The sequence below is a fragment of the Thermococcus argininiproducens genome (assembly GCF_023746595.1).
Taxonomy (GTDB): domain Archaea; phylum Methanobacteriota_B; class Thermococci; order Thermococcales; family Thermococcaceae; genus Thermococcus_A; species Thermococcus_A argininiproducens.
This window is the reverse complement of the sequence record NZ_CP080572.1, coordinates 1,089,864-1,102,724: the sequence shown is the minus strand read 5'-3', so window position 1 is coordinate 1,102,724 and position 12,861 is coordinate 1,089,864. Positions and strand designations below refer to the sequence as shown.

Here is a 12,861-nt window from a genome sequence, read left to right as displayed (position 1 = left end):
ACTTTTCACTTCACATATTTTATTTTTCCTTCTTTCCACTCTATGTACCTAGCCATTATAAACAGCAAGTCACTCAACCGATTTAAGTATTTCATCACAGCATGGCCTATTCCATACTCTAACACAAGCTTTGCCACTTTTCTCTCTGCCCTTCTTGAGATTGTTCTGCAGATATCGAGCTTTGCACTTCCAATTGTGCTACCCGGTATTACAAACCCCTTGAGCTTGACTTCACTTTCGAATTTCTTAATAAGTTCTTCCAAACGAGCAATATCTTTTTCCCCAATTTTTTTGTATTCTCCTTTACTTCCAATATCTGCCATGAGTGAATAAAGTTCAATCTGAAGTTCTTCTAAGAGCATTCTAAGCTCTCCATCCACGTAATGCTTTGCTTCCCCTAAGAATGAACTTAGCTCATCTATACTCCCATTAGCCTCAATTATAGGTGAGAACTTAGCTACATTTTCTCCAGTAAAAAGGCCAGTAGTTCCTTTATCTCCCATTTTAGTTGTTATTGGCATGTTATCACCAACAGATGTTGGGATTAACCCCAATTAAATTTTGCTATAGAGCTACTTTGGACTATGTAGTACGTTATTGTTCATCAAAGAAAAATTAATAACATTCAATACCATTTTTTATGTGGTGGTCCCATGGGGAAGCGAGCATTGTTTTTAGTTGCCATTTTATTTTTAAGTCTTCTACCAGTAGTTCCAGTCAATGCTGCAACTCCATATGTCCCTATACATGATATTCAGTATACAACTGACCCAAGTGGAGATTCTCCTTATAAGTCCCAAACGATTATTACAAGAGGTGTTGTAACAGGAGTTGGAAGCAAAGGCTTCTTTATCCAAAACGGGAGTGGACCATGGAGTGGTATTTATATATACCTTGGCTCCTCCCCCAGTGTGAACCTTGGAGACCTAGTAGAAGTGAAAGGATACGTAAAAGAATACTACGGCCTAACTGAAATTTCCGTAAATACTAATTATGGAGATTATGTCAACAAAATCGGGACTGCTTCTATTCCAGACCCCGTCATTCTCCAGACGGGAGAAGTTTCTCAAGAACAATGGGAAAGTGTTTTAATTAAAGTTGAAAATGTGGAAGTTACAGACCCCAGTCTTGGATATGGAGAATGGGAAGTCAACGATGGTAGTGGAGCTCTCAGAATTGATGACCTCATGTATCAGTATAACCCGACGATGGGCCAGAAGCTTGAGTACATAATTGGAGTGTTATATTATTCTTATGGCAACTTTAAACTTGAACCAAGAAGTGCTACTGATATAAAAGAATATGTACCTCTGATAAAAGTTTACTCCCTTGAAACCCCAACCTACGTAATAAAAGGAGAGAGTGTAACAATAAAAGCAGTTCTAAAAAACGACGGAGGCTTTGATGAGAACATAACATTCAGACTTTCAATAGACGCTTCCATAGTCCTTAATGAGACTATAAAAATCACAAAAAATGGTCAAGAAATCATCATGTATAACTGGACTCCCGAAAGGTTTGGATCACATATAATAAAAGCCGAAATAGTTGGTTATGATACCAAATATGCAATTGTGAAGGTAGTAGAAAATCCAAAAACTATAATGGACCGCCTTACAACGTTCTATGACACTAGATACGCGCTATACTACAAACCCACATTTGATAAAAAGTATGCTCAATATTTGGAGATTCTCTCAGAGCTGAAAGGATATGGAGTAAATCTTGGACCAATTGAAGACAAAATAGAAGCCATTAGTACCAATGTAGAGACCATTGAGAAGCATTATTTAGAATATCTTGAACTCAAGTCAACATACTTTAGACCCCCATATTCACTTCCGCTTTTAGTACACATAAGAAGTGCTGTTCTTCTTACAAAAGAGACTTCAGAAATGGTAGATGAAATACTACCTTTCCTAAATACTACTCTAAATGAAGTGAGAGAACTACCTGAAAATCAAACACATATAACAATTAAAGTAGTTAGAGTCCTCGTTGACTCGAGCCACGGACAGTACTATAATGACCAAAGACTTCAAACACTAATAACCAAAATGGAAACCGAGCTGGGATGGTTAGTAGATGTAAATCATGAACCAATAACACCTGAAATTCTTTCCAAATATAATATCCTCATTATCACAAACCCAAGATCTGACATTACAGACGAAGAAGCTCAAGCAATAAAAGATTGGGTTAAGGAAGGAGGAGGATTATTCATAAGTGGCGATTGGTACAGATACGTCTATTACATAAGCTTCAACAAAATCACAGAGGAATTCGGAATTAAGTTTAATGATGATGAGCTCATGGATGATGAACAAAACACAGGTAGACCATACTTCCCCTTAGTGGGAGAATTCAACCTTGAACATCCAGCAATGAAATTCCTCAATGATAGCTCTCAACTCTATTACAACGGAGACACCTTAGACATAAGCGGAAACGCTGTATGGCTCATCAGAGGATATGAAAGTGCCTATGCTGAAGATGAAGATGGAAATATTGTCAAATCAAAAGGCTCAACCCCAATTGTTGCAGCCGCAGTGGAAATTGGAAGTGGAAAAATAGTGGCTTATGGATCAAGTAAAGCACTTAGCGACGATTACTATGGAAGATACATAGATACCAACTGGCCATTCATCAAAGGTGCTCTCTTGTGGCTAGTAGAAGAAAGTTAAAGCCTCTTTTTATTTTTTCCATTGTTTCACGCTCTAACTTCCTTCTCTTTATTCCGCTTCAATGTCTATCGAAACGAAACGATTTTATACTTCAGGGAAGTACTAATATATGCAGTAATCAGGGGTGATGCACATGCATGAGCTCGTTGAATTTGCGGTTGAGAAAGCACAAGAACTTGGAGCCTCTTATGCCGAGGCAAGGTTTGAAGAAAAAGATGGAACAGAACTGGTCATGAAGAATGGAAATCCTGAAGGTCTAGGTATTCTAGCTGAGAAAGGAATGGGAATAAGAGTCATAGTTAATGGAGGCATGGGATTTGCCTCTACAAATGTTCTGACAAAAGAAAGTGTTCTTGAGGCTGTAAAAAAAGCTGTGAAGCTAGCAAAGGCTGCAGCAAAATTAAGGAACAAACCCATCCAATTCAGCGATGAAGATTTCCACCAAGTTTTTTATGAGGTTAAGATGAAAAAAGACTTTAGAGACATTAGTGCAGAAGAGAAAATGGAGTATTTAAAGCTCATCGAAGAAAAAGTAAGAGAAACCGGAATTAACGTCCCAATGCGGTTTCTGAGATATGGAGATTTCATGTGGCACAAGATCTTCATGAACAATGAAGGTGCATTTGTTGAGAGTCTCATCCCACGAGTCTCAGTCATGTATAACTTGGTTGTCTTTGAAGAAGGACAGATGGAACAAGCTCCTTTCGTTCAAAGGGCCTTTTCTGGTGGACTTGAACTAATCGAGAAAGACCAACCATGGGAATGGGCCGTGAAAGACGTCAAAGCCCTGCAAAACCTCATAAAAGAAGGTCAAAAACCACCTGAAGGAAAAGTTGATGTTGTGATAAGCCCAGAGGTAGCGGGAATAGCTGTTCACGAAAGTGTTGGCCATCCCTATGAACTGGACAGAATAATGGGAAGAGAGGCTGCTCAAGCGGGAGAAAGTTTCGTAAAGCCCACAATGCTTGGGGAGAGAATTGGAAGTGATGTCGTGACAGTTATAGAAGATCCAACAGTTCCAAACAGTTGGGGATTCTATCTCTACGATGATGAAGGTGTTAAAGCAAGGCCTAGATATCTCATTAAAAATGGGATAATAAATGAGTTCTTAATGAACAGAGAGTATGCTGCGTACCTTGGAATGAAGTCAAACGCATCAGCCAGGGCAATAAACTACAACCGTGAGCCTATAGTAAGAATGGCAAACACCTATCTTGCGCCAGGGGATTACACCTTCGAAGAGCTGATCGAAGATATAAAGCTAGGCGTTTACATGGTAAGCTTTAACGAATGGAACATAGATGATAGAAGATTCCAACAAAGGTACATAGGAAGAGAGGCATACTTAATCGAGAACGGAGAAATAAAGCACCCTGTAAGAAAGCCAATTCTTGAAATAACAACTAAAGGGCTCTGGAGCAGCGTTGATGCTGTTGGAAAAGACGTCGAATTCTATCCAGGCACCTGTGGAAAAGGTGAACCGGGACAGGGGGTACCAGTGTGGATGGGAGGACCACATGCGAGACTTAGGGAGGTAGTGCTGAGGAGGTGAAAAAGATGTTCGAAGTTAACGAATTAATCTTAAAAAGAGCAAAAGAACTCGGATTTGGAGATGTAGTGGTTTTATCATATGAGCAAAGCAGAAGACAGGTGAGATTTGCCAACAATGAAATCACAGTTGCAAAGAACTGGCATACTCAAAAGGTTGAACTCTTCGTCGAGTATCAAAAAAGATTGGCATCCACCACTTTAACTGCTTTAGATGAGGCCACGATAGATAAAGCTCTCCAGACCCTTCTGAAGAGTGTTAAAAATCTGGCACCTAAAGAGGACTACTATGGTATAGCAGAGGGCCCATTTAAGTATAAAGACATCCCTGGAACTTTTGATAAAGCTATAGTTGAACTAGATGAACCAAATGAGTATGTAGAGGTTGCCATTAATGCTGCCCTTGAAGAGGGTGCCAAAAGGGTTGCAGGAGTACTTTACACTGACTACAACAAACTCTATCTGAGCACCAGTAATGGAATAGAGGCATTTGACGAAGGAACCGGGATAGAGATAAGTGTTAGGGCATTCATAGGCGATGAAGAAAGCGGGCATGGGACAAACTCTGTAAGAATTCTCAAGAAGTTTGACCCAGAAAGTGCTGGAAGAAAAGCAGGAGAAATAGCCAAACTTGCTACCAATCCAATACAAGGCGAAGCAGGAACTTTTGACGTTATTTTTGACCCATTGGCCTTTGCTAACCTTCTCAGCTATATGAGCTTCATGACCTCTGCATTTGCCGTCGAAGCTGGTTTTAGCTTCTTAGTGGGCAAGTTGGGGCAAAAAGTTGCAAATGAGAAAGTCAGTATCAAGGATGTCGGAGACATGCCAAATGCTTACGGAACAAGAAAATTCGATGATGAGGGAGTTCCCACAAAAGAAACAAATATAATCGAGAATGGGATCCTAAAAACGTATCTCCTAAATACAAGCTTTGCAAGAAAGTACAAGACTGAGACTACAGCAAATGCTGGTTTACTAATGCCCCAAGCATGGAATATTTATCTTGAACCAGGAGACTACTCAAAAGATGAAATATTTGGCGAAGTTAAGCACGGTATCTACATTACTAATGTGTGGTACACAAGATTCCAGAACTATGTTACAGGTGATTTCTCTACGATACCAAGAGATGGAGCATTTTTAATCGAGAATGGAGAGATAACTAAGCCCATAAGAAACATAAGAGTAAGCGATAACTTCCAGCACATATTGGAGAGCATTACAGCATTAGGAAAAGATCTCTATCATGTCCACTGGTGGGAAGTTGCTACTCCCGTGTTTACACCCTATGTTCTCGTGAAAAACGTGGGAATAACGAAGGCAACAAAATAGGCCTTTTTCTTCTTTTAAAATATTTTTACTGCTCCTAAGCTTGGAATCAGTGTTATTAAGATGCTCAAAAGCCCACCAATGATCAAAGCAGGTATTGCTTCTCTTTTTTCTATTCCAAACAGATATGCCGCTAGGCTTCCCGTCCATACTCCTGTTCCAGGAAGCGGGATCGCTACAAATATTACAAGGCCTAAAAACCCCCATCTCTCCACATAGGGATGGGCTTTTCTCCTTACTCGCCCTACATACCCCAAATAGAGCTCTGCAAATTTCCTCAAAGAGGTGGCCTCAAGCTTAAGCATAACCCAATCTATAAAAGGAAGCGCAATGGGGAGTACAAGAGAAAGAACTAAAATCCCAAGAGAGGCCATTATCAAAGTGCCAAGAATAGAATAGCCCCTACCAATGCCATAAACTATTGCATATCTTCCCTCAAATGTTGGTATCAAAGAGAGCAAAAATATCTCAATTAAATTGTTCACTCTAAACACCGATAGAATAAAATAGAAAGGGGTTAAAAACCTTGCTTTAGACCCGCTTTCCTGTTAACTTTTTTCCACCTCATCCCATAAAAGAAAGGAAACTTGCCTGGTGTGATCCGTTTTTCCCATCTTTCTACAAGCTTTGTCTCTTCTTCAAATGCCCATTTTGTTAATTCTTCTAAAGTACTTCCTTCAAGTTGCTTCGCCTTTTCTATTATTGTTCTCTGCAACCCATCCCTCTCCGTAGCAAATTCACTTATATAAGCCCGATAATTGGTCTGGAATATTCTATGAAATCTCTCCATGCGCCACCAGTAATTTTTGGGATTATACTTATTATTAGGAACCTCTCCCAAATCTGGAAGTCCTCCTTCAAAGAAGACTGGCTTGAATATACTTAAACATGGATTAGACGCTCCTGTAAACCAGTGAATGCTCAAATCCTCCCTAAGCTCTGAAATCTGGGATGATGCAGTCTGGGAGGGCCGTGTTAGACCCCCATAATGCATGCATATATCTCTCATAGAGCCCTTTTCTGGAGAGTATGGCTCAACACTGTGTGATCTCAAAATTTCCATCATACATTCAAGTGTTATTTCTCCCTTTCTTTCCTTGAGTTTTTGATATGTGAAAGCTCTCCTCTCCCTTCCGTAGGCAAAATGGGTATAGAACCTATCGGAAAAATAGCGGGCAAAGTTGAAGCTACTCTTTTTTGAGAGTTTTTCAACGCTGTCAGATGCTAGATCCCACTCGTCTTCAATCGTTAGGGCATTTGAAATAGAGTAAACATCCTCAATTCTCTTTGCAACCCAATTTTTGCCAGCAGTTTCAAGAACCCAAGCTTCTTTCGGATCTGCAATTATAAAAGAGTTGCTGTATACCATCTTGTGTTCGTAACTCCCACTTCCTCCTTGGCCATAATTCTCAATTATCCCAATTATAAAATTAAGAGCTTCTTTAGATGTTTTTGTTCTCTCAAGTGCAAGTCTTATCATATCCATTCCCAAGATCCCCTTTTCTGGGAGTCTCTCTTTTGTAAAAACTGCAGTATTACCAATTGCCAGGCCAAATTCATTCACTCCCATTTCAGCTCCCCAAATCCACCAAGGTCGAGAAAGAATCACTGCATAGGTCTCCCTAACCTGAGGAAACTCAAGATAAGTTAGTTTTATTGTCTCATTCTCATGCTTTTGTCTCGGAATATACTCCAAGATCTGAGCTTCATTAGGATCTCTATCACTGTTCTTGGCAAACAACATTATATTGTCTTTAGTTACTCTAGGAGTTGCAACAAGAATGTCACACATATCAAACACCTAAAAAAGAATAGTACGTAAGACTTTTTAATAATTGATGAAAAGGAAAAAATTTTCAAAGATTCAGACAATCTGTTGAGTCTAAATACTCACCTTTTTCTTTGTCCCAGTGAGAGTGATAGAACCACTCTGCAGCTTTGCAATACTCAAAAAGCTCTTCGTCCTTGAAATAGAGTGCTATTTCTCTCTTGGCGGTTTCTTCGCTATCAGAGGCATGGATAACATTGTATATTGCATCCCCTACATCAAGACCATAATCACCTCTAATCGTTCCTGGTTCTGCATCTTTTGGATCTGTTGCACCGCACATCTTTCTTATCACGCTAATTGCATATCTTCCTTCTACGACCATCACAATACTTGGAGCCTTTGTTATATAGTCTATTAGTGGTCTAAAGAATGGCTTCCCCTTATGCTCCTCATAGTGCTTTTCGGCCAATTCCCTATCAATGTGTATCATCTTCATCCCAATTATTTTAAGACCTCGCTTCTCAAATCTACTGATAATTTCACCTATAAGACCTCTAACAACAGCATCAGGCTTTATGATTACTAGTGTTCTCTCCACTTTGTTCATTGGCAACACCAAAAACAATAAGTGTAGTGATTTAAAATTCTTTTTAATAAACCTCGCACAAGGTTTATAACTTAACCCTGCCTTCTCCCTATGGTGAAGAAAAATGGAGATAAGGGAGACGATACTCAAATATGCGCTCATCAATGCTGTCCAGCATGATGGGAAAGCCAATTCTAAAGCAGTTATAGGAAAAATACTTGGCGAGAACCCGGAACTAAGACCAAAAGCCAGAGAAATAATCCCTCTTGTCAATGATATAGTCCAAGAGGTCAATTCTATGAGTATTGAGGATCAAAAAACCAAGCTAAATGAAATTTATCCAGAATTCTTTGAAAAGAAAGAAGAGAAAAAGGAAGAAAAGAAAGGTCTCCCTCCCTTACCTAAAGCAGAAAAAGGAAAAGTCATCACAAGATTTGCCCCAAACCCTGACGGCGCATTTCATTTAGGAAATGCTAGAGCCGCAATTCTCAGTCATGAATACGCTAGAATTTATGGGGGCAAATTCATCCTGAGATTTGATGATACTGACCCCAAAGTAAAAAGACCTGAGCCAATCTTTTACGAGTGGATTATTGAGGATCTAAAATGGTTAGGCTTCCAGATAGATGAAATCCACATGGCAAGTGACAGGCTGGAAATTTATTATTCCTATGCCGAAAAACTGCTCGCGATGGGGAAGGCCTACGTATGCACATGCACACCAGAGGATTTCAGGAAGCTCAGAGATGAAGGAAAAGCATGCCCCCATAGAGACCTACCCCCAGAAATCCAGCTTCAAGAATGGAAGAAGATGCTCAATGGGGAATACAAGGAAGGAGAAGCTGTCGTAAGAATAAAAACCGATCTAAGCCATCCAAATCCAGCGGTAAGAGATTGGCCAGCCCTTAGAATTATTAATAATCCCAATCACCCAAGAACAGGAGACAAATACCATGTATGGCCCCTCTATAACTTCGCTTCTGCTATAGACGATCATGAGCTTGGTGTTACTCACATCTTCAGAGGACAAGAACATGCAGAAAACGAGACAAAGCAGAGGTATGTATACGAGTATTTTGGGTGGGAATATCCCCAAACGGTTCACCATGGAAGACTCTCAATTGAAGGGGTTATCTTAAGCAAGTCAAAAACAAGAAAGGGAATAGAAGAGGGCAAATACTTAGGATGGGATGATCCAAGACTCGGAACTATTAGAGCCCTAAAAAGAAGAGGTATCCAATCAGAGGCTATTAGAGAGCTAATAATTGAAGTAGGACTCAAAAAGAGCGATACTACCATCAGTTGGGATAACTTAGCAGCAATAAACAGAAGACTAATCGAACCTATTGCCAACAGGTATTTCTTTGTTGCCGATCCAATACCAATGGAAATTAAGGGGTACAACGAAGAGTTCATAGCGGAAGTGCCTCTCCATCCTGACCATCCTGAGAGAGGTGTTAGAAAGCTTAAATTCACTCCGGGAAAACCGGTATACGTATCAAAAGACGATCTCAAACTCCTCAAGAGCAACGAATATGTTAGACTTAAGGACCTCTTCAATGTAAAAATCCTGGAAGTTGGTGAAGAAAAAATTGTGGTGGAATTTGATAGTATTGAATACGAGAAGGCCAGAGAAAACAGGTGGAGAATGATCCACTGGGTTCCAGAAGGAAAACCATGTGAAGTTTTAATACCAGAAGGAGATGAACTCGTAGTTAGGAAAGGCCTGCTTGAAACTGATGCAAATCTAAAAGTTGACGACATAGTCCAGTTCGAACGTTTTGGCTTTGTGAGGATAGATAAGATAGAAGGAGAAAAAGTAACAGCGATCTTTGCTCACAAGTGAGCCTTTTCTTTTTTCCATCCCAGTACTCTTGACTGCAAATGTCTCTTTGGGAAAATTGTAAGTGGGTCTATACCTTTCTCTCTTAAGAGATATCTGATTTCCACTTCATAGTCAGATTTTTCAAGCTTTTCACTCTCTTTGAGTTCAATTATGAAAAGTCTATCCGTAAGTTCTCTTATTGTCTTATATCCAAGGCCCAAAAGTGGCCGTATGTACTGAACATTGAATCTATCCTCAAGACTTCTTGTTTTCCTTTGATCCAGTAATGGAACCCTATCATCTCTTCTAGTTCCATCACTAACTCTTTCTACGTCCTCACGTCTGGCAATCTCCTCCAATGCCCTTTCATGAATAAATTGGATGGCATTGTTTGGATGTTTATCATTGATACACATTTCAGTGGCTTTTTCAAGGATTTTTCTGTCTAAGAAAAACACCTCATGCTCAAACCCAAGGCTTTGTGCAGTTTCTCTAGCATATTTCCAGCTGTCAAGGACTCCAAAATTAACAGTAACCAGTTTAACTTCATAACCTAGTCTTTCCAAAATATATGCCGCCAGTGAAGAGTCTTTTCCTCCACTATAAAGATGGTAAACCTCCATAAGTACCACCAAAAGAAAAATTAAAGGGCACTCCAGAATGGATCTTTCTGGGCCTTTACTTTTGCTGTCTTTTTCAAAGCTTTTATATCGGTGTCATCAAGTACATCTCTAAGTTCCTTCACTAGCCTTATTGCATCATCTTTACTTATATCCACATAAAGGATCTCCCCTGGATGTATGTGTCTTCCCACCATGGCTCCCTCAATTGCCACAGCCACTTGATCTCCTTTCTTAGCCTCTTGGAGGAAATCTTCTTTGGACTTAATTGATTTTATTACTCCTACCCTATCTCCATTCTGCTTTATTAGTGGATATCCCGGCTTTATCCTTCCTTCAAGCACCTCTATTCCCACTATAGCTGGATGGCTCCTCCTAAAAACGTAGCGTTCATCAGGGAAGAGCTTAATAACACCAGGGAACTTGGTCTTGGCTAGAACCTCTTTCTTTTTCTTCTCTTCTTCTGCCTTTACCCATGCCTCATAGTCCTCTATTATCTTGTAAATTATGTTCCCTATAAAGAGAGGTATTTTTTTAGCATTGGCAACTTCTTCCGCATCTTCATTAACTTTCACATTAAATCCAATAACCACACCATAGAATGGTTCCTCGTCTTTTACACTAAGGGCTTCCATAACGTCCGTTTTGCTGATATTTCCTACATCGGCCTTTCTAATGGGGATATTTTTCTCATGAAGTTCTTTACTTAAAGCTTCCAAGCTTCCAATGGTGTCTGCTTTTACTATTACTCCTACTTTATCTGTACTTATAATCACACTCTTTATTTGGTCAAGGATCTCTCCTTTAGCCCTTTCAAGTTCCTCCTCACCTCTCACAGCTATCACTGGAGACCCAGCAAGAGCGTCTTCCAATCCAGGTGCCGCTATTTTGATACCTGCAGAAGCAGAAACCTCTTCAACCTGATCAAACCTGTATCTCGGATCTCTTATCTCATCAAGAGGTTTAGGCTTGAGAAGGGCCCTTATTTTTGTGACTATAGCCTTATCTTTGCCTCCCACAACAATCATATCGTCTTTCTTTAAGGTACCGTCATAAACTATCACATCTATTGTTGTTCCAAAGCCTATTTCCTCTCTGACTTCCAGTATAGTTCCTCTTGCAGGCCCCTCTACTTCTATCTTGAGCTTCTCCTCAAGATACTTTTGAGCCAAACCGGAGATAAGTACAAGTAATTCAGGGATTCCAATACCATATTTAGCAGAGATTGGGATTATTGCGAGCTCCTTTCTGAAATCCTGAACGCGGTCAAATCTATTGGCCTGAAAACCAATCTCATAGAACTTTCCTATTAACTCCCAAAGTTTTGTCTCAAGCTCTTGTTGTGCTCTCTGATCTTGTTTTTTAATATTAACTAAGAAAGGCTCATTTTCAGTTATTTTCCATCCTTTAATACGATCGATTTTATTCGCTGCAACGATGAATGGAGTTCTATACTTCCTCAAAATTTCTATACTCTCCAATGTTTGGGGCTGAAAGCCTTCGTTTACATCAACTATGAGAATTGCTAAGTCCGCCAAGCTTCCTCCCCTTGCTCTAAGGCTTGTGAAGGCTTCATGACCAGGAGTATCTATAAAAAGCAATCCTGGAAGCTTAATCTCACCTTTCCAGAGGCTTAAAAGAGGGCCAGCAAGCTGTTTAACAACATCGATAGGAACTTCAGTAGCACCTATATGCTGAGTAATTCCACCCGCTTCTTTCTCTGCTACGCGAGTATTACGTATACGATCAAGCATTGTCGTCTTTCCGTGATCAACATGTCCTAAAACAGCTATAATGGGCTGTCTGATCTTTTTCATACTCTCACACTCCATAAAACTTTTGATAAGCGTTATCGGGATTAACTAAAACCTCTACTTTTTAAAGGTTTAGGGGGAGTTAATCTTAAAAATCCCAATGCTTACTACATTTAGTGGTTATCATGGAAAAGAAAACTCTACAGAAAGGGAAGAGCTATTACAAAAAAGGAAAGGTCCTGTGGGTTCTCAAGTATAAGGAGAAACTGTTTTCCAAAGTTCTGGGAACATATCCATATTATATAGAAGTGGACTTAGCAAAAAATTCAAACAAATGCACCTGCCCACAGGGTAAAAACTGTAAACATGTCGCTGCTGTACTCATGGCCTTTGAAGAAGGATTCTACATTGAAAGTGAAGATCCCCTCTCAGAGAGTTTACCAGAGCTAGTTATTGAGAAGTATTTCTTCACTGAAGATCCTGCACTTGGGATAGAAGTTCTGCTAAAAGAATTACAGTACCAGATAAACAATGATGAAAGTGGAAGTGAAGTTACTAGGCTTTTAAGAAAAACTCTAAAGCTTTTCCCGCAAGCTCCTTCTGCAGAAACGAGATTTCAGATAATTGAGATATTTAAGGAATTCAAACGAATATTTTCAGAATATAAACTTACAGAAGAGCTGGAAAAGGAGATCAAAGAAATATTCTAACCTTAAAAAGAACCTTTCAAAAGTTGTCTTG

11 protein-coding genes are annotated in these 12,861 nt (G+C 39.6%); 5 read left to right on the top strand and 6 right to left on the bottom strand.

Going from position 1 to position 12,861, the window contains the following annotated elements:
• Positions 1-5 precede the first annotated feature (5 nt).
• Positions 6-521, bottom strand: coding sequence for a cob(I)yrinic acid a,c-diamide adenosyltransferase (locus tag K1720_RS05865; RefSeq protein WP_251947483.1), 516 nt, complete (start codon positions 519-521; stop codon positions 6-8).
• A 132-nt stretch (positions 522-653) separates the two neighbouring features.
• On the opposite strand from K1720_RS05865, the gene K1720_RS05860 reads away from it, so the two are divergent.
• The 3 genes from K1720_RS05860 (at position 654) to K1720_RS05850 (ending at position 5,567) form a co-directional block, all read left to right on the top strand.
• Positions 654-2,684 (top strand): DUF4350 domain-containing protein, encoded by a 2,031-nt coding sequence (locus K1720_RS05860; RefSeq protein WP_251947481.1) that lies wholly within the window; start codon positions 654-656, stop codon positions 2,682-2,684.
• 133 nt (positions 2,685-2,817) lie between these two features.
• Positions 2,818-4,236 (top strand): TldD/PmbA family protein, encoded by a 1,419-nt coding sequence (locus tag K1720_RS05855; protein WP_251947478.1) that lies wholly within the window; start codon positions 2,818-2,820, stop codon positions 4,234-4,236.
• Between the two features lie 5 nt (positions 4,237-4,241).
• The gene (locus K1720_RS05850) at positions 4,242-5,567 is read left to right on the top strand and encodes a TldD/PmbA family protein (RefSeq protein WP_251947476.1); all 1,326 of its coding nucleotides are present in this window, start codon (positions 4,242-4,244) and stop codon (positions 5,565-5,567) included.
• Between the two features lie 14 nt (positions 5,568-5,581).
• Here K1720_RS05850 and K1720_RS05845 read toward each other — a convergent pair whose 3' ends face one another.
• The 3 genes from K1720_RS05845 to ndk all read right to left on the bottom strand — a co-directional run bounded on the left by K1720_RS05845 (position 5,582) and on the right by ndk (position 7,942).
• On the bottom strand, positions 5,582-6,049 hold the full coding sequence (locus K1720_RS05845) for a COG2426 family protein (protein ID WP_251950580.1): 468 nt from the start codon (positions 6,047-6,049) through the stop codon (positions 5,582-5,584).
• Positions 6,050-6,081: 32 nt separating this feature from the next.
• Positions 6,082-7,356 (bottom strand): C69 family dipeptidase, encoded by a 1,275-nt coding sequence (locus K1720_RS05840; RefSeq protein ID WP_251947463.1) that lies wholly within the window; start codon positions 7,354-7,356, stop codon positions 6,082-6,084.
• A gap of 64 nt (positions 7,357-7,420) precedes the next feature.
• Entirely contained in the window at positions 7,421-7,942 is a 522-nt protein-coding gene (gene ndk, locus K1720_RS05835; RefSeq protein WP_251947460.1) for a nucleoside-diphosphate kinase, read from the bottom strand.
• Between the two features lie 103 nt (positions 7,943-8,045).
• On the opposite strand from ndk, the gene K1720_RS05830 reads away from it, so the two are divergent.
• Positions 8,046-9,767, top strand: coding sequence for a glutamate--tRNA ligase (locus K1720_RS05830; RefSeq protein ID WP_251947458.1), 1,722 nt, complete (start codon positions 8,046-8,048; stop codon positions 9,765-9,767).
• Here the strand turns inward: K1720_RS05830 and K1720_RS05825 are convergent.
• Positions 9,758-10,369, bottom strand: a complete 612-nt coding sequence (locus tag K1720_RS05825) for a DUF7411 family protein (RefSeq protein WP_251947456.1) — start codon at positions 10,367-10,369, stop codon at positions 9,758-9,760. The genes K1720_RS05830 and K1720_RS05825 overlap by 10 nt on opposite strands.
• 20 nt (positions 10,370-10,389) lie before the next feature.
• On the bottom strand, positions 10,390-12,183 hold the full coding sequence (gene infB, locus K1720_RS05820; protein WP_279347020.1) for a translation initiation factor IF-2: 1,794 nt from the start codon (positions 12,181-12,183) through the stop codon (positions 10,390-10,392).
• 122 nt (positions 12,184-12,305) lie between these two features.
• On the opposite strand from infB, the gene K1720_RS05815 reads away from it, so the two are divergent.
• On the top strand, positions 12,306-12,830 hold the full coding sequence (locus tag K1720_RS05815) for an SWIM zinc finger family protein (protein ID WP_251947451.1): 525 nt from the start codon (positions 12,306-12,308) through the stop codon (positions 12,828-12,830).
• Positions 12,831-12,861 lie beyond the last annotated feature (31 nt).

Coding starts and splice junctions, on each gene's coding strand:
- K1720_RS05860 (WP_251947481.1), top strand. CDS start 654: ATGGGGAAGCGAGCATTGTTTTTAGTTGCCATTTTATTTTTAAGTCTT.
- K1720_RS05865 (WP_251947483.1), bottom strand. CDS start 521: ATGCCAATAACAACTAAAATGGGAGATAAAGGAACTACTGGCCTTTTT.
- K1720_RS05855 (WP_251947478.1), top strand. CDS start 2,818: ATGCATGAGCTCGTTGAATTTGCGGTTGAGAAAGCACAAGAACTTGGA.
- K1720_RS05850 (WP_251947476.1), top strand. CDS start 4,242: ATGTTCGAAGTTAACGAATTAATCTTAAAAAGAGCAAAAGAACTCGGA.
- K1720_RS05840 (WP_251947463.1), bottom strand. CDS start 7,356: ATGTGTGACATTCTTGTTGCAACTCCTAGAGTAACTAAAGACAATATA.
- K1720_RS05830 (WP_251947458.1), top strand. CDS start 8,046: ATGGAGATAAGGGAGACGATACTCAAATATGCGCTCATCAATGCTGTC.
- K1720_RS05825 (WP_251947456.1), bottom strand. CDS start 10,369: ATGGAGGTTTACCATCTTTATAGTGGAGGAAAAGACTCTTCACTGGCG.
- K1720_RS05815 (WP_251947451.1), top strand. CDS start 12,306: ATGGAAAAGAAAACTCTACAGAAAGGGAAGAGCTATTACAAAAAAGGA.
- infB (WP_279347020.1), bottom strand. CDS start 12,183: ATGAAAAAGATCAGACAGCCCATTATAGCTGTTTTAGGACATGTTGAT.
- ndk (WP_251947460.1), bottom strand. CDS start 7,942: ATGAACAAAGTGGAGAGAACACTAGTAATCATAAAGCCTGATGCTGTT.